Genomic DNA, 17,221 nt, shown 5'->3' on the forward strand with positions numbered 1-17,221 from the left:
GCCTTTGTAGGAAAAAGATGTGATTTCCGCAGGGAAACGCCAACTTCCAATATTCCTACACAAGTCTTGCCGGTTTCGCTTTGCTATCAGAGTCTAGAGATGCTTGGAAAATGCGGCAGTATCCGTTAAAGACGGATGATGTTCAACACATCGCCCGACAGGCTGACCTGCACCCCGGCCCCCCACAGCGGATCACGGCGCAAATCTTCTGAAACCTTGTACTGGCCTGCGATGGACACTAGCTCAGCGCTCAACTGCTGGCAAAAAATCCGCGCCTTGGTATCGCCCTTGATGCCGGCGAGGGCACGTCCGCGCATAGGGCCGTATACATGGATGTTGCCATCGGCCAGAAGTTCCGCCCCGGGGCTAACCGAGGAGATCACCACCAGATCGCCACCCTGGGCGTAAATCTGCTGCCCGCCGCGTACGGGGGAGGTGATGATCTTTGTAGGCTTGACCGCAGGTTCCGGCGGTTTTTCCGGTTTTTTCTTCACTTCACCTTCCAGCGGTTCGAGCGGGCGCTCGCGGGCACCGGAGGGTGGCAATACGGGCAGTTCAATTGCGATGGCCGCGGCAATGTCTTCGATACGGCTGGCGCGTATGGCCAGGGTGCGCAAGCCGTGGGAGCGGCAGACGCGCATCAAGCCGGGCAAATCAATCGCGCCTTGGCCGGCCGGGAGTTTGTCCAGGGCCAGTACCAGCGGGGCATTGTTGAAGAAGTTCGGCGCCAGGGCGACCTTGGCGGCGAGCTGGCGGTCCAGGGCGTCGAGGTCGTTGCGGGCCAGTTCCAGCACGGTGATGGCGAGCATGCTGCCTTTCAGCTGGAACACGGGATCTTGGTCTAGCGGTTCGGTTTGGCTCATGGTCGGCAAAAGCGGCTTGTCACGAAAAGTGTCGAGACTTATAACGATAACAACCACGGGCCGCAAGCCGAGTCGAACGTTGTAGAATGCGCGGCCCTTGTCTTTACCGGAATCTGTAATGGATCGCCCGCGTTTTCGAGCTGTATTTTTTCACCCGCGCTTTTGGCTGTTATGGCTGGGACTCGGCCTGCTGTGGCTGATTACCCAGTTGCCCTACCGTGCATTGCTGACCATTGGTCGATTACTTGGTGCCGGCATGTACCGTGTGGCTGCTGATCGCCGCCGCATCGCCGCGCGCAACCTCGAGCTGTGCTTCCCGGAAAAATCCGCCAAGGAGCGTAAACGGCTGCTCAAGGAAAACTTCGCGTCCACCGGCATCGCCTTCTTCGAGATGGCCATGAGCTGGTGGTGGCCCAAATCGCGCCTGGCACGCCTGGCCCATGTCGAAGGGCTTGAGCATTTGAAGCAGGCGCATCTGGATGGCAAGGGTGTGATCCTGATGGCGTTGCACTTCACCACCCTGGAAATTGGCGCGGCCCTGCTCGGGCAGAAGCACACCATTGATGGCATGTACCGCGAGCATGGCAACCCGCTGTTCGACTTCATTCAGCGCCGTGGCCGTGAGCGGCACAACCTCGATTCCCTGGCGGTAGAGCGCGACGACGTGCGCGGCATGCTCAAGCTGCTGCGTTCGGGCCGCGCCATCTGGTATGCGCCGGATCAAGACTACGGCGCCAAGCAAAGCATTTTTGTTCCGCTGTTCGGCATCCAGGCCGCTACCGTGACCGCCACCAGCAAGTTTGCGCGGCTGGGCAAGGCGCTGGTGATGCCCTTCACCCAGGAGCGCCTGGCCGATGGCAGCGGTTATCGCCTGGTGATCCACCCGCCGCTGACCGACTTCCCCGGTGAGAGCGACGAGGTTGACTGCCTGCGCATCAACCAGTGGGTCGAAGCCTCGGTGCGCGAATGCCCCGAGCAGTACCTGTGGACGCACCGGCGCTTCAAGAGCCGCCCGCCCGGCGAGGCTAAGCTGTACGAACCGCGCCGCCGGTAACCGCTACTTTTCTTCCAGGGAGTGACGCAATGCGCCCAGCTGAACCGGTCACAGGCTTGATTCTTTCCGGTGGCGGGGCGCGAGCGGCGTATCAGGTGGGCGTACTGGCGGCGATTGCCGAGTTGCTGCCGCCGGGGGCGCCGAATCCTTTTCCGGTGATTGTCGGCACCTCCGCCGGCGCAATCAATGCGGTGAGCCTGGCCAGTGGCGCCACGGATTTCACTGCGGCCATCCAACGCCTTACCGCCTTTTGGCAGGGCTTTCGCAGCCATCTGGTGCTGCGCAGCGATTGGCCGGGCGTGGTGCACCAGGCCAGCCGTTTCTTTATCCATAGCCTGTTGGGCCTGGGTGCCCAGGTGCCGGTGGCGTTGCTCAACAGTGCGCCGTTGCGCGACTTGCTCAACGACAAACTGCACCTGCACGGCATTGATGAGGCGATCCGCAACAAGCATCTGCATGCAGTCGCGGTCACGGCCTTTGGTTATGAGTCCGGGCAAGCGGTGACCTTCTATCAGGGCGGCGGTAAGATCGATGCCTGGCTGCGCCATCGGCGCATCGGTGTGCCGACCCAACTGACGGTTGAGCACTTGCTGGCCAGCTCCGCGATCCCCTTGCTGTTTGCGCCGGTCAAACTCGACCAGGAATATTTTGGTGACGGTGCCGTGCGCCAATCCGCGCCCATCAGCCCGGCCTTGCACCTGGGTGCCAGCCGGGTGCTGGTGGTGGGCGTGAGCGGCAACCCGCGTGGCAATGAACCTTCGGTGCAACGTACTTACACTGGCCAGGAGCCGACCTTGGCGCAGATTGGTGGGCATATGCTTAACAGCACGTTTATTGACAGCCTGGAAAGCGATATTGAGCTGTTGGAGCGTCTGAACCAATTCAGCCATGTTGCGCCGGGGCTGGCGCCGGTAGAGGTGCTGGTGATTGCGCCCAGCCAGCCGATCGATGAAATCGCGGCGCGGCATCGGCAGGAATTGCCGGCGGCGTTGCGTCTGTTCTTGCGCGGTCCGGGGGCGACCAAGACCAGTGGGGCGGGGGTGTTGAGTTACTTGTTGTTCGAGGCGGGGTATTGCAGCGAGTTGATTGAGCTGGGGCGCAAGGACGCACTTGCCAAGCGCGAGGAATTGTCCAAATTCCTTGGGCTGACAGTGAACTAAATGTGGGAGCTGGCTTGCCTGCGATAGCGGTATTCCTGTGCCAACTATGTTGGCTGACAGATCGCTATCGCAGGCAAGCCAGCTCCCACAGGGGATTGGTGTTGCTCAATCAGAAGTGATACTTGACCAGGAAGCTCGCCGTGTCCTGGTTAGTCTTGAACGCGCCGGAATCTTCGATCCCGTACTTGTTCTTCCAGTAGTCATATTCGAAGCCGACATACAGCTGCTTCTCGCCCCAATGCAGCGCCTTGCCCAAGTCGTACTTGACCTGTGGGTTGAAGTGCAGGTTGGCGTGGTAAGTGCCACGGGCGTTCCTGTCGTTGTCCACCACCCAGTCCATGAAGCCGTCGATCAGCACGTTGGAGTTGCCCACGGGAATGGTGTACGACCACACCGGCGTGATCTGCCACACGCCATCGCCCGGGCGGTTGCCTTCGGTCTGGCGCTGGTAGAAGTTCAACTGGAAGTAGTCGAAGCCAGGGATGTTCAGGTCAAAGCCCGGGCCCAGCAGGTACGACTCGTTATCGCCTTCGCCGAACTCGTAAGTGAAGGCCAGCAGCACATCTTTGATCGGGCCGAACGAGAGGTCTTTGTCGAAGATCTTGCCGAACGACAACCGTGGGCTGAACTCGCCGTAGTAGGTGCTTGGGCCGACGTTGCCGTCTTCCTTGCCGTTGTAAAAGATGCGGTCGACGAACAGGAAGTTGTCGCCGTACTTCCACGCATCGGCGTGCTCGAAGGTGACGGTTTGCTGGATCTGCGGGTTAACGGTGAAGTTCTTGCCCCACAGGTACGTCAGGCTGTTGTTCTGCCACTGCAACAAATCGCCTGCCACGGCTTGGCCGCCGGCCAGCAGGGATCCTGCCAGCATCAGGCCTTTGAACATAGGTTTCATTCGGTTGCTCCCGAGTCAAAGTTTTATGGTTGTTTTTCTACGCAGGCGCTCTGGTGTGGCGCCTTTTGGTTCGCTGCAAAAATCGTCTGTTTGGTCAGCTTTAATGCTTTTAGCAAGAGCTGCGCCAAGGTGTTTAAAAAGCCAATAAAAGGCCTTCGGCTGCACTTGATGCAGTCGAATCCGGAGGTTTTTTTCTGCACGTTGGCCGCAGACATTGGGCCAGGATAAGTTGGCCCTGCAGTCAGCTTTTACATTCGCTGTTTTTTTTTGAGTCGATTCGAGCGGGCGCGGAGAATACTGGCTCCCAGGCCTTGGCTCAAGTGCGCTGTTAGAGAGCGCAGGGGGCGAGAATGGGGCGCGGCTTGTGGCCGGCCCCAGGTGAATAGGGTGCATGTGGGTATTTCCTGTTGGTTATTATTTTTGTTGTTGTTTGCTAACAGGCCAAATCAATGCGTGTGGGCGACCGCGGGGCGTTCCGAACCGCCGAGGATGTTGAACAGGATGTTCAGCGACAAGGCGCTGAGGGTGGCCATGGCGATTCCACTGTGGGTAATCGGACTCATCCACAGGGGCAATTGCGCGAAGAATTCCGGGCGCACCACCGGGATCAGGCCCATGCCGATGCTGACTGCCACCAGCAACTGGTTGCGGCGGTCGGCAATGTCGGCCTCCTGCAGGATCTTGATGCCCGTCGCCGCGACCATGCCGAACATGGCAATGGCGGCGCCGCCCAATACTGCCGGTGGAATCGATGCCACCAAAAAGGCGGCTTTGGGCAGCAGGCTCAGCACAATCAGGAACGCCCCGGCCATGATCGTCACCGAGCGGCAACGCACGCCGGTCATCTGCACCAGGCCGATATTCTGGGCGAATGAGGAGTGGGTAAACGTATTGAAGAAGCCGGCGAAAAATGAGGCGCCAGCGTCACACAACAGGCCACGGCGCAGCATCCTTGGCGTGACCTCCTGGCCGGTGATTTTGCCCAGCGCAAGAAACATCCCGGTGGACTCGACGAAGATGATCACCACCACCAGGCACATCGACAGGATCGGTGCCAACTCGAACTTGGGCATGCCGAAATGCAGTGGCGTCACCACTTGCACCCACGGTGCCTGGGACAGGCCGCCGAGGTCGACCATGCCGAGCAGGCCGCACAAGCCATAGCCGAGCGCCATGCCGATCAGCACCGAGATATTTACCCAGAAGCCGCGCATGAAACGGTTGATCAGCAAGATGGTGGCCAGTACCAGCGCGGCAATCGCCAGGTAAACCGGCGAGCCGAAGGTGGCGGCGGCACTGCCGCCACCGGCCCAGTTCACGGCCACGGGGAACAGCGACAGGCCGATGGCAGTGATCACGGTGCCGGTCACCAAGGGCGGGAAAAACCGCACGACCTTGGACATGAACGGCGCGATCAGCATGCCGAAAAAACCGGCAGCGATGGTCGCGCCGAAGATGCCCTGCAGGCCGATGCCAGGCATGCCGGCCATGGCCACCATGCTGCCGACGGCGGCGAAACTGGCGCCCATCATCACCGGCATGCGAATGCCCACCGGGCCGATGCCGAATGACTGCACCATGGTGGCAATGCCAGCCACGAGCAGATCGGCGTTGATCAGAAAGGCGATTTCTTCACGGCTCAAGCCTGCGGCCTGGCCAATGATCAGGGGGACGGCGACGGCGCCGCCGTACATCAGCAAGACGTGTTGCAGGCCTACCAGAATCAGTTGCAAGAGGGGCAGCCGCACCATGGCGGGTGCGGCGGGAATCTGCGGTTCGGCTAACTCGGTCATGCAACACCTCGGATCTTTTTTATTTTTGTGTTGTTTGGAACGCACTCTGTAAATCACCACAAATCCCTGTGGGAGCTGGCTTGCCTGCGATGGCGGTGGCTCAGCAACTCATCTGGTGGCTGATGCACCGCCATCGCAGGCAAGCCAGCTCCCACATTTTGGATTTGTGTTACTCGGGCTGTCAGTTAGTGCGCGCCCCCTGGTTGATCCAGGTGCCAATCAAATCCCGCTCCTGCTGGGTCATCTGGGTGATGTTGCCCAGCGGCATGATCTGGCTGGCCACGGCCTGCGCTTGAATACGCGCCGCCTGCTGCTGGATCTGCGCCGGGGTATCGAACATCACGCCTGCCGGTGCGGTGCTGAACAGCGGGCTGGTGGGCTTGGCCGAATGGCACACGGCGCAGCGTTCCTGGATCACGCCATGCACCTTGTCGAAATCAATCGTCGCCTGGGCCGGTGCCGCAGCAGGTTCTGCAGCGGGTGCGGCTGGCGCAGCAGGTTTCAAGCCACCGCCCAATGCGGTTTCCGGCAATGGCTGGTACTCGATGGCCGCGGGTGCCTTGGCCACGTCAGGTGCAGTCGAAACAGGTTTAGGACCGGTCACATACGCCAGGCAAATCATCGCCAATGCGCCCACCGGCAACGTCCACGCATACTTCTGGCTGTTATGCCGTGTGTTGAAGTAGTGACGCACCAACACCGCTGCCACCGCGATACCCGCCAGGATCAGCCAGTTGTATTGGCTGCCGTAGGTGCTCGGGAAGTGGTTGCTGATCATGATGAACAGCACCGGCAAGGTGAAGTAGTTGTTGTGACGCGAACGCAGCAGACCCTTGGCCGGCAGCGCCGGGTCAGGTGTGCGGTTCTCGGCGATGGCCGCTACCAGCGCGCGCTGGGCGGGCATGATGATGCGGAATACGTTACCGACCATGATGGTGCCGATCACCGCACCTACGTGCAGGTAAGCACCGCGACCGCTGAAGACCTTGCTGAAGCCGTAAGCGGCCGCAATCAACAGTACAAACAGGATAAAGCCGAGCAGGGCAGGGCGTTTGCCCAGCGCCGAATCGCACAGAAAGGAATAGATGAACCAGCCGACGAACAGTGAGCCAATGCCCAGCAGTACGCCTTCGGGGCCACTGAGGCTGCTGCCCGGGGCCAGCAGGTACAAGGTCGGGTTGGCGTAGAACACTACGCACAGCAGCGCGATGCCCGACATCCAGGTGAAATAGGCTTCCCATTTGAACCAATGCAGGTTGTCCGGCATGGTCGGCGGGGCCAGTTTGTATTTTTCCAGGTGGTAGATACCGCCACCGTGAATCGCCCATAAGTCACCGGCCAGGCCGTCTTTGGGGTTGACGCGATTAAGGTTGTTTTCCAGCCAGACAAAATAGAAGGAAGCGCCGATCCACGCGACGCCAGTGATCATGTGAACCCAGCGCACGCTAAGGTTCAGCCATTCCATCAAATGTGCTTCCACAGTCTTTACCTCTCGCCTGTCACCCTTGTTGTCGGGTGATCAGACCTTCTCTTATTGGTGGGGGGCGAGGATCAACCGCTCATCCTCTTTGAAAAAATGCTCATCGCAGTTATTGCCTGTGCCACTGCGATCAACCACCAGGAAGTCATCCCGCTTTTCGATCGTCAGCACCGGGTGGTGCCAGACGCCGCGATGGTAATTAATGCCCTGCCTGCCGTTGGTGACGAAGGCGCGGACCAAGCCCGATACAGGTTCATCGCCAAGTGGCGCGACCACGATCAGAAAGGGGTTGCCGAGCAGCGGGATGAAGGCCTGGCTGCCCAGCGGGTGTCTTTCCAGCATACACACGGTCAGCGGCATGTCCTGCGCATCGGCGCGGAAGATGCTGATGATTGCGTTGTCTTCTGGCGTGGCGGTTTCAACCGTCGCCAGTTTATGAAAGCGCATGGTCGACCCGTTATTGATCATGAAGTGATCGCTGCCATCGGTTTCGATAACGTCTCCGAAAGGGGCGAAGGCTTCTTTGGTCAGGGGTTCGATCACTAGTGTGCGCATGGCTGTCTTCTTATCCGGATTCTGTGTTGTTTGTTCTATTGCTATCGCGGGCAAGCCCGGCTCCCACATTTTGATCTGTGAATACATTCAAATGTGGGAGCTGGCTTGCCTGCGATGGGCTCACCGCTTATTTAGCGACTTTACCGAGGACCCGCAGGCGGCTCACACCACCATCCGGGAACACGTTCAGGCGGATGTGGGTAATCGGCCCCAGTGCCTTGATCTGCTCGGCAAACGTGTGTTCAGCGTGCATTTCCAGTTTCTGCGCCGGCAGCAGCTCGCGCCAGAACAGCGATTGGGTTTCGATCTGGCTGTCGGTGCCGCCCTTCACGAACGCGCCCTGGATCGAGCAAGTGTCCGGGTAGTTGCCCTTGAAGTGCAGGGTGTCGACCACGATTTTCTCGATCTCGCCGGGGTGGCCCAGGGCGACGATCACCCAGTCATTGCCTGGCGTACGACGACGGGCGGTTTCCCAGCCGTCGCCCATGTTGATGCCACGGCCCGGGTTGAGGATGTTGCTCATGCGGCCGAAGTGTTCGTCGGAGCACGCCAGGGCGCGACCGCCGTTGAGGGCCGCTGCCAGGTCGACCTGTTCGTTGTCGCCCACCGAGGACCAGTCGCGGAACGGCACGCCGTACACACGCAGACGGGCCACGCCGCCGTCCGGGTAGATGTTGAAACGCAGGTGGCTGAAGGCCTGGTCGTTATTGATCTCGTGGTAGTGGTGGCTGTTGCCTTGCAGCTCCACGGCCGACAGCACTTCCACCCACTGGGTGTTGGCGTCCGGCTCGCCCGAGGCCAGGAAGCAGGCTTCCAGGGAGGCCGATGGCGGGAAGTTGCCGGTGAAGAATGAAGTGTCGATGTCCACGCCCTTGATCGAGCCGGGTACGCCGAGGCGGATCACCGCGCTGTCGTAGCCTTCGAAGCGCTTGCGGCGTGACTCCCAGCCGTCCATCCACTTGCCGTTGTCATCGAAAACGCCCTCCTTCCACACGGCCGGGGTCGGCTGGAACAGGCGGTTGGCGTCAGCGAACCAGTCATCGGTCACCGAGATGATCTTGGTGCCCAGGCGGGCATCGGCCAGGTTGACGAACTTTTCGAAAGGTACGGCGTAAGCTTTCATTCTTCTTGTCTGCCTTAGATAGAGTGGCTGGGGATGGTCTGTTAGAGGGTCAGTAAACGGAACAACGCGATCTTGTTGATCTCGGCCAGCGCGCATTTGAACTCGGCGTCTGCCGAATTATGAATGCGCGTTTCGAACGCAGCGAGGATCTGATGCCGGTTGCTGCCTTTTACCGCCATGATGAAGGGAAACTTGAACTTGGCCTTGTAGGCATCGTTCAGCTCGGTGAAGCGCGAGAACTCTTCGGCCGTGCATTGGTGAATCCCCGCGCCAGCTTGCTCATCGGTGCTGGCTTGGGTCAGTTGGCCCTGGACGGCAGCTTTGCCGGCCAGGTCCGGGTGAGCGTTGATCAGGGCCAATTGGCTGGCATGATCGGCGCTTAACAGGATATCGCTCATGCGCTGGTGCAGGGTTTCGATCTGGTCGACCGAGCTGTCCTGGCCCAGGTCGAAGGCCTTTTCGGCCACCCATGGCGAGTGTTCGTAGATATCGGCGAAAGCGGCGACAAATTCATCGCGGCTCAGGGTCGATGGCTTCAGGGTCTGGAACGCAGTCATTTCGCCGCTCCCGTGTACGGGTGGGTTTCGTGCCAGTGACGGGCGATGTCAACGCGACGGGTAAACCACACCTGTTCATGGCCTTTGGCGTATTCGATAAACCGTTTTAACGAAGCCAGGCGCGCAGGGCGGCCGATCAGGCGGCAGTGCAGGCCGATGGAAAGCATCTTCGGCGCCTCGGCCCCTTCGGCATACAACACGTCGAACGCGTCCTTGAGGTACTCGAAAAAGTCATCGCCCTTGTTGAAACCCTGCACCTGGGTGAAGCGCATGTCGTTGGTGTCCAGGGTATAAGGGATCACCAAATGCGGCTTGCCGGTCGGGTTGTTCGGCTCCCAGTAGGGCAGGTCGTCGTCATAGGTGTCGCAGTCGTACAGGAAACCGCCTTCCTCCATCACCAGCCGGCGAGTATTGGGGCCAGTGCGGCCGGTGTACCAGCCCAGTGGGCGCTCGCCGGTGAGTTCGGTGAGGATGCGGATGGCTTCGAGCATGTGCTCGCGCTCCTGGGCCTCGTCCATGTACTGGTAGTCGATCCAGCGGTAGCCGTGGCTGCAGATCTCGTGGCCGGCGTCGACCATTGCGCGGATCACATCCGGGTGGCGCTGGGCGGCCATGGCGACGGCGAAGATGGTCAGCGGGATATCGAATTCTTTAAACAGCTTGAGGATGCGCCACACACCCGCACGGCTGCCGTACTCGTACAGCGACTCCATGCTCATGTTGCGGGCGCCTTGCAGCGGCTGGGCCGAGACCATTTCCGAGAGGAAGGCTTCGGACTCTTTATCACCGTGCAAAATGTTGCGCTCACCGCCTTCTTCGTAGTTGAGTACGAACGACAGCGCAATGCGTGCCTTGCCCGGCCAGTGGGGGTGAGGAGGGTTACTGCCGTAACCGATCAGGTCGCGTGGGTAGTCAGCGCTCACTGCAGTCTTCCTTCTTGTTCGTGATAGCAAGTGTGTGTGGCGGCCGGGCAGTGAAAAGACTGGGTGGCGTCACAGCGATGAGTGATTGTATACAACTTATCTGTCACTTTGTAAGCCTACATTTCTGCATTTTTTCTGCATCGCCGGGTTCAGATGCTGTAGCAAGAAACTTGCCTGACTGGTCAGTTAATGGACAAAAGGTCGTTTAAAAGCAAGGTTTACTCACGAATTGACTCATCGAGCAACACCGACGGGAAGATCCAAAGCTTTGTGATTTTTATTGTGTACAATTTTTTTAAAAAGTGTCTTAATCAGCCATCGCCGGCTTTTTCGATGCCCTGAAAAAGTGCAGGTTTCTCTTTTACTGACTTCAGGAGGCGCGTAGACGCCATGGGACGTTTGACCACACACGTTTTGGACGCCGCACACGGCTGCCCCGGTAGCAATATCAAGGTCGAGCTGTACCGCGTCGACGGCGCGCAGCTGGAACGGGTTGCTACTGCCACCACCAACAGCGACGGCCGTTGCGATGCGCCGCTGCTGCAAGGCGACGACTACCGCAGCGGTGTTTACCAACTGCAATTCAGCGCCGGCGACTACTACCGCGCCCGTGGTGTGCAATTGCCGGAACCGGCGTTTCTCGACGTCGTCGTGCTGCGTTTTGGCATCAGCGCCGAACAGGATCACTACCATGTGCCTTTACTGATTTCGCCTTACAGCTACTCCACCTATCGCGGTAGCTGAGTCGTCACCTCGCTTCACACCCCCAAAGCTCTTCGTTGGTTTTTTGCCCGCCCACACTGCGGGCTTTTTTTATTCTGAATGGCTCACGGGCCGCCCAAGTATGTAACGCACCTGGGGCGGTCGAGGTACCTAGGCTCGGCTTTTCTGTATGGAACAGTCCGCCATGAGTACCGACACCACCGCCTGGTTGGCCGCTGAGGCTGCTGCGGCGCAAACGCTTAATTTTGATGACCCGCAAACCTCGGACGCGCAGCGTGATGCGGCGATTCGCACACTCCTGACCCGACGGCTAAACGCGGTCACGCAGCCCAGTCTTGAAATCAATCGCCTGTACGAAGCCCAAGCCAGGGCCAGAGAGGCGGTAAAACTCTTAAAAGACTTGATTGGGCGTGCGCCGAGAGTCTTGGGCATTATCCGGGGCGCATTACGCAAGGCCTTTGCGCTGGACCCCGATACGCTGTTGTTCACCGAGTTCCGGCCGCCGCCTTTGCCCCAGAAGGTCTACAGCCTGACCGAAAAAGGCTTGGCACTTCTCATTGATCCGGATGTGCCGCTGGACATTAACCAGTTCACTACATTGCGTATCAAGGACGAACCGGCACGGACGTTGCCGTTTACCGCTTGGGATGCGTTGGTACGTGTGAAGGGGTTGGCGCTGCTCGGTCAGGTTGAGAAGGCTGAACGAGACTATTGGCAGCAACTGGCCTATGGCTCCTGGCTGACGCGCAAGCAGCGTTGGGTCCAGTTACGAAAATCCTTGTTCGCCGAGCATGCACTGCTGGCCCATCGCGTTTACCAGCTCTCGGACCGCGGCTATGCCATGGTCCGTAAAGTCATGGAGATCCCCGGCGCCGATGCGCGCCGTCGCGCCGCAGGTGAGTGGGCGAATATTCAAGTGAGCAGGGTGGCGTGGCCTGGCACAAATCGGGCACTGGTTCCTGTGCCGGGCGCTTTGCATATTTATCGTGAAGGCATCGCGGGGGACACGCCCCATGTGATTTATCTGCCGGGTCTGATTCGGGAGTTTTACGAGTTCAGTTCCTGGTATCGAATGCAATGTGATCTGCCTGCGCTGGTCAACGGCCCTTTGAGCCAGGTGCTATGGCAGTGTTTGCCACTGCGCCGTTGGCATGAGCTGTGTAACACACCCAGTGTTACGCCTCAGGCGTTTACCCTTCAGCTTATTGGTGTACACCAGGAAGACGTGTTGCTTGCCAGTGCGACCGAGCTGCTGGAGGCGCAGTGGGATAACGAGGTGGCCTGTGCCTTGTCAATCAACCCTGCGGCTGTGGGCGTTCAAGGTGTGGGGCAATTCAACGCTCCTGAGGTGAAACGCTTCCTCAAATTCATCGAAAAAGGCCGTCGCCGGCTGGCATGCAGCCTCCTGCTGGGAAACAGCCTGGACGCCTTGCCGGAGTGGGATCATCAGCGCCGCAGCGGTGAGATTGTGTGTGCAAGTTTGACGCCGGACCTCGCCCTCAAGACCCGTGAAGCGCAACTCAAACGTTACGAAAAAGGCTTGATGGCCCTGCTGGATCCGACGGATGTGGGCAAAAGCACAGCACCCTATCAAGACTTTTTGAACCTCGATCAGCGATGGCAGGAACAAGTGAGCACCGTGAGTCAATTGGCCCATGCCCCGCACGAGCGCATGTTTGAAAAGGCGTTCTGGCTTGAACAGCCTTTGGGCACGTCTAATCGCGGCTCATTGGTGGGGACTGCCCTGCGCCGGGCTTTGCTTCTGGAAGCCCAGATGCAGCAACAGTTGAACCTGATGCCTTCCGTGCATCTGGAGCGATTGAATACGGTATTGAGTGAGTCTTGGGTGCCTGGCGACAGTGCTGCTGATACCTGTGTATTGCAAGTAACGGTCGGCAGTGAGTCCGGCCAGTTGTACCCGCTGCTGGGGGCTCTGCTCGTGACCACCCACCAGGCCCTGGCTCACCCGAGTGGCTCACACTCAGTATTGTTATACGTGACGGGTCTGTATGGCGGGCTTGTGCCCTTTGACAACGTGAACGCGTTCGCCAAGGGGCTTCAAGCCAGCCTGAAAAGCCGCGATGGCTCCGTGTTGTGGCGCTGCATCGAGCGTGATCACCGTGTGGCTGCGCGGGGCTGGATCCAGGCGTTGCCCAAGGATGCGCCATTGGTAGTGAGTTATGAGGCCATCAAGCGCACGATGCTCAAAGACTTGTTCATTAAGCTAATGCAACGTTACGCGGCGTTGAACAAACGTGTGGGCAGGGGTGTTCGGTTGTTCAGTGAGGTGAGCGATCCGCAGTTGAGCCGAATGTTACTGGCCCAGGAGTTGTTCGAGTGCCTGCAAGTACCCGCCAATGATGCTCGCACACTGGCCTTGGCCAATATCAACCTGTTGCAGATGGCAGCCACTCAGGCGAAAAAACTCCCCTCGTGGTTGGGCATTGCCTCAACCGGTAGTCGAAGACACTACAAACGATTGTTACGCCGTTACCTGATGAATGCCTTTGCGGTGGAGAACAAACTGTGGCGGGATTTACCGGACTTGGAGTCATTCGCCCGTAATGGCTTGATTGCGCGATTGACTCGGGACGGGTTTTACCCGCGACTGGATATCGACAAACCCCTGATAGATTTGCCCGATGATGTCAGCTCCCAATTGTGTGGCTGGTCGAGTCAGTGCGCAGTGGGCGATCGCGATACAAAAAAGGTCGTCAGCTCGCAGCGCACCACTTTCAGCCTGCTGCAATTAGCGTTGCATAACCTTGACCCCAAGGCACCCTGGACCCGCTGGCGATTAAATCGCGCACGCTGGCTGGACCCCGCCTGGAAAGAGCGCTTGAGCGTGCGTTACCTGATCAACACCCTGTCATCGCTCGATCTTGGGGGCGAGTACGACAAGCGGATCCTCAAGGCATTTTATCCGCCGACGTCTACTCCGGCCACGTCTCCTGGGCTCTCACAGGCTTTGGTCTATAGGGCTTTGCGACAACGCGCTCAGATGCAGCTGTACTCTGCGGTCCAGCAAGGTTTGAGTGATAAAGCGCAGCGTCTGTTTACCCTGGCGATGGCCGCTGGGTCGGCAAGTGACCTGAAAAAAGATGGGTTCGACGTAGAGTTGGCGGTTCTGCGCCTGATGGACGCAACCCCAGAACATGATCGGCACATTGCTGGCTTATTGTTCATTCATGACAGGTTATCAAAGCTCTGTGTGGTGTATTGGCCCATGGCTGCGGCAAGCCGGGTGATTGTTGCGTATGCCAGTCTGGACGAAGCAGAAAAGGCGTTGAATCTTATCGGCGCACTCCCCGAAAACCAGAAGGCGTTGGCGCGCCAGGTGGCGCCAGGTTGGGAGGCGCAGGCGCTGGCCGGCTACCCCGATAAAGACCCAGGGGTGCAACCCCGCCGGCCTCACTCGCTTGAGCCGGGTCAACCCGGTCTATATCGTTTTGTTGCCATGCTTGTGGAGTTTTTTTTGGCCCCGCACAAAAAACCGGCGGTGGACAATGAAAGCATCGAGGCATTGATCAAGGAGCAAATCGAGTCGCAGCCTGAACATTGGTTAGCGGCTGCGCCCACCACCTGTGGCAATGCCATGGCGTTGTTGGCCCACGCTAAGGTGTTCGATCTGCAACGGCGTACCCAAGCCCAATCCCAGTCTTCCCAGGCGCTGGAGCAATACCGCGAGCAGCGTTTGGGGGAGCAGCACGACGCGACGATTCGCGGGCTGCTGGGCTTTGTCCCGGTACTGGGTGTTGGCATCAGCCTGTATGAAATGCTGCTTGCAGCGCGGCGCTATCATCACAGCGGGTCTGCCCATGATGCTGTGGATGTGGCGTTCTTGACGATGCTTGCGTTCTTCGACGTGCTGACATCCTTTGGCCCTTCCGCGAAAGGCGCGCGCGTGTCGCGTGTCGCTTTAGGCCGCTTGCATCGCCATCAAGGGGTCACGCTCGGTACCCGCGCAGGCCTGAAACCGTCACCGATCAAGCCACGTCACCTGCTGGAGCACTTCCAGTCCCCTGATGGACTGGATGGGGCCATTGAATTGGCGGGGCCGGGCGCTAAAGGGCGGTACGCGAAAGATGGCCGGCAGTTTATTCGCGAGGGTAAAGATATTTACCCGGTATATCAGCGTGAGAACGAATGGGGACTGCGACTGAAAAAGAGCCAGGGAGAAGGGCAAGATGAACTGATTTTACACATCGAGCAGCCCCACGAATGGCAGTTAGGGGCCGATGCACCGGTGCCCGGGCCGAGTTCAGGCGTATGGCAACCTTGGGCGCCCACCAGGAGCGCAGCGGATTGGTCACCGCCTTCGCGTACGGGCCTGGAAGCGAACTTGCGCGCGTTGCCTGTGCCCACCAGTGCCTGGCAGGCGTGGGGTTTTCGGCGCAGTGACTCACTGATCGAAGTACCGCCCCTGGGCCGCAATATATACCGGGTGGCTGCAACGCCGGGTGCGGCGGCTTTTGATCTCTTGCGACTAGGGCCTGATTACTATCGGTTGTTGCCCCAGGGTACAAACGCGTCGTCTTCGAGCATCGTCTTTATAATGAGAAACCAGGATGTTTCGTTCAGGGCATCCGTGGATATAGAGCGCTGGCTGGGCGTGGCTGCTGCTGAGCAGCCGATACCGGCGACCCTGGGTGCCAATGGGCTGTGGACGCCCCATCAAGTGCTGTTTAATGAACGCCTGGACGTCACGGTGGGGCGGGCGTTTCCTGCTATGACCCCGGGCAGCAGGCGGTTTGTCGCCGACCGGCTCACTGAGTTGGCGGACACCGGCCCCAGGGTGACGGCCACGCACTTACTCAATATCAGGGCGACACTCGACCGTTGGACGGCCCCGGGAAACCCGGACCGCCTGCCCGATCTGCTGAGAATGCTACGGCCTGCGGGCGAGCCGGGTGCCCTCACCATTAACATAGGGATCGATGGGGTAGCGCCGGGAGGCACGCGGCTGGATTTCACGCCGCCCTTACACCTTGATCCCTCGTTGCTCAGGCGCAGCCGCGGCAACGGCGTACTTCGTTCGCGAGCTGTTCACACAGCTGTCAGGCAGATACTCGAAAGATATGGATTCACCGTCAGGAGCATTCCAAGGCGGCATGGCGGGGCCAGTACGAGGGACTTTTACTGCACCCATCCGCATTCGAGTTCGGTTTACTTTGTGCTGAATAATTGGGTCGATAATCGCAACGTCAGCCTGCGTTCCAGGGTGGCCCCGCAGCTCTCCGAGGCTTGGTTTCGCGAGCGTATCGGTTCGCAGTCGCCATTCTCGGCGGAGTTTGCCGCCATTGATCAAGCCATGACACAAAACCGTCTGGTTCGGATCGTTGCAGGCATTCAGTGGCAAGTTCGTTATGGAGAGCCCGCCAGTGTGTATTTTGCCAAAGTCGCGCCGTTTAACCCTTGAGCAGCGCTGCGGTTGCCGCCCCGCCAAATAGCGTGGCACTGACGCGATTGAACCAGCTCTGGCCCGCGCCGCTGCGCAGGTAACGCGCGGCACCGTGGGCGCCGAGGCCGTAAGCCAGCTTGCAGAGCAAGTCGAGTACGGTCCAGGTCGCGATCATGATCAGCAGTTGCGGCAGAAACGGCTGCTGGCTACTGAGGAACTGCGGCAGGAAGGCGGCGAAGAACAGGATATCCTTGGGGTTGCTGGCGCCGAGCACAAAGGCCCGGCCGAACAGTGCGCGAAAACGCGGCACCGCCGGCGCCTGCGGTACCTCGGCGCCATGGGTTGGCAGGCGAGATTGCTGCCAGCTCTGCCAGGCCAGATAGAACAGGTACAGCGCGCCGATGATTTTCAAGGCGCTGAACAACTGCTCGGAGGCCAGCAACAATGCGCCCAGGCCCAGAGCCGAGGCGCTCAACAGGCAGATCGAGGCAAACACCCCGCCCAGGAACGCCGGGTACGAACGGCGCAGGCCGTAGTTGAGGCTATTACTGATCATCAACAGCGACAACGGCCCGGGGATCAGGATCACCACCAGTGCCGCACCACTGAACAACAGCCAGGTATCCAGGTTCATCTACATTTCTCCCTCTATGCAAAAGCCCCACCCGAAGGTGAGGCGGTTTTTCAGCCGTTC

General features: G+C 59.3%; 14 protein-coding genes. 4 read left to right on the plus strand and 10 right to left on the minus strand.

What is annotated here, in order from left to right; genetic code table 11:
• Positions 1–125: 125 nt before the first annotated feature.
• Positions 126–863, minus strand: a complete 738-nt coding sequence (gene minC, locus AB4P96_RS11055; RefSeq protein WP_017137855.1) for a septum site-determining protein MinC — start codon at positions 861–863, stop codon at positions 126–128.
• A gap of 118 nt (positions 864–981) precedes the next feature.
• Between minC and AB4P96_RS11060 the strand changes: the two genes are divergently transcribed.
• Together AB4P96_RS11060 and AB4P96_RS11065 are read left to right on the plus strand one after the other, a co-directional pair.
• Positions 982–1,917: a lipid A biosynthesis lauroyl acyltransferase gene (locus AB4P96_RS11060; RefSeq protein WP_017137854.1), complete on the plus strand. Its 936-nt coding sequence runs from the start codon at positions 982–984 to the stop codon at positions 1,915–1,917.
• A gap of 29 nt (positions 1,918–1,946) precedes the next feature.
• Entirely contained in the window at positions 1,947–3,077 is a 1,131-nt protein-coding gene (locus AB4P96_RS11065; RefSeq protein ID WP_017137853.1) for a patatin-like phospholipase family protein, read from the plus strand.
• 109 nt (positions 3,078–3,186) lie between these two features.
• Here AB4P96_RS11065 and AB4P96_RS11070 read toward each other — a convergent pair whose 3' ends face one another.
• The 8 genes from AB4P96_RS11070 to puuE all read right to left on the minus strand — a co-directional run bounded on the left by AB4P96_RS11070 (position 3,187) and on the right by puuE (position 10,403).
• The gene (locus tag AB4P96_RS11070; protein WP_017137852.1) at positions 3,187–3,972 is read right to left on the minus strand and encodes an outer membrane protein OmpK; all 786 of its coding nucleotides are present in this window, start codon (positions 3,970–3,972) and stop codon (positions 3,187–3,189) included.
• A 15-nt stretch (positions 3,973–3,987) separates the two neighbouring features.
• A complete protein-coding gene (locus AB4P96_RS11075; RefSeq protein WP_157786505.1) occupies positions 3,988–4,365 on the minus strand; it encodes a hypothetical protein in 378 nt (125 codons plus the stop codon).
• 53 nt (positions 4,366–4,418) lie between these two features.
• Entirely contained in the window at positions 4,419–5,765 is a 1,347-nt protein-coding gene (locus AB4P96_RS11080; protein ID WP_017137851.1) for a nucleobase:cation symporter-2 family protein, read from the minus strand.
• 181 nt (positions 5,766–5,946) lie between these two features.
• Positions 5,947–7,245 carry a urate hydroxylase PuuD gene (locus AB4P96_RS11085; protein ID WP_017137850.1) on the minus strand — a complete coding sequence of 433 codons (1,299 nt, stop codon included), beginning with the start codon at positions 7,243–7,245 and terminating at the stop codon, positions 5,947–5,949.
• 51 nt (positions 7,246–7,296) lie between these two features.
• On the minus strand, positions 7,297–7,800 hold the full coding sequence (locus AB4P96_RS11090; RefSeq protein ID WP_017137849.1) for an ureidoglycolate lyase: 504 nt from the start codon (positions 7,798–7,800) through the stop codon (positions 7,297–7,299).
• Positions 7,801–7,927: 127 nt separating this feature from the next.
• Positions 7,928–8,923 (minus strand): allantoicase, encoded by a 996-nt coding sequence (alc, locus tag AB4P96_RS11095; protein WP_017137848.1) that lies wholly within the window; start codon positions 8,921–8,923, stop codon positions 7,928–7,930.
• A 41-nt stretch (positions 8,924–8,964) separates the two neighbouring features.
• The gene (gene uraD, locus AB4P96_RS11100) at positions 8,965–9,480 is read right to left on the minus strand and encodes a 2-oxo-4-hydroxy-4-carboxy-5-ureidoimidazoline decarboxylase (protein WP_017137847.1); all 516 of its coding nucleotides are present in this window, start codon (positions 9,478–9,480) and stop codon (positions 8,965–8,967) included.
• The gene (gene puuE / locus AB4P96_RS11105) at positions 9,477–10,403 is read right to left on the minus strand and encodes an allantoinase PuuE (RefSeq protein ID WP_017137846.1); all 927 of its coding nucleotides are present in this window, start codon (positions 10,401–10,403) and stop codon (positions 9,477–9,479) included. The genes uraD and puuE overlap by 4 nt, the downstream gene beginning before the upstream one ends.
• Before the next feature lie 390 nt (positions 10,404–10,793).
• Here puuE and uraH point away from each other — a divergent pair, with 390 nt between their 5' ends.
• The gene (uraH, locus tag AB4P96_RS11110; RefSeq protein WP_017137845.1) at positions 10,794–11,147 is read left to right on the plus strand and encodes a hydroxyisourate hydrolase; all 354 of its coding nucleotides are present in this window, start codon (positions 10,794–10,796) and stop codon (positions 11,145–11,147) included.
• Positions 11,148–11,310: 163 nt separating this feature from the next.
• Complete coding sequence (locus AB4P96_RS11115; protein WP_395600762.1) at positions 11,311–16,545, plus strand: dermonecrotic toxin domain-containing protein; 5,235 nt, start codon at positions 11,311–11,313, stop codon at positions 16,543–16,545.
• On the opposite strand, the gene AB4P96_RS11120 is transcribed toward AB4P96_RS11115, so the two are convergent.
• Positions 16,535–17,161 carry a LysE family translocator gene (locus AB4P96_RS11120; protein WP_099548913.1) on the minus strand — a complete coding sequence of 209 codons (627 nt, stop codon included), beginning with the start codon at positions 17,159–17,161 and terminating at the stop codon, positions 16,535–16,537. The two genes, AB4P96_RS11115 and AB4P96_RS11120, sit on opposite strands and share 11 nt — an antisense overlap.
• Positions 17,162–17,221 lie beyond the last annotated feature (60 nt).

This window comes from Pseudomonas sp. B19125, assembly GCF_044218855.1.
In the GTDB taxonomy this organism is placed as follows: Bacteria; Pseudomonadota; Gammaproteobacteria; order Pseudomonadales; family Pseudomonadaceae; genus Aquipseudomonas; species Aquipseudomonas edaphica.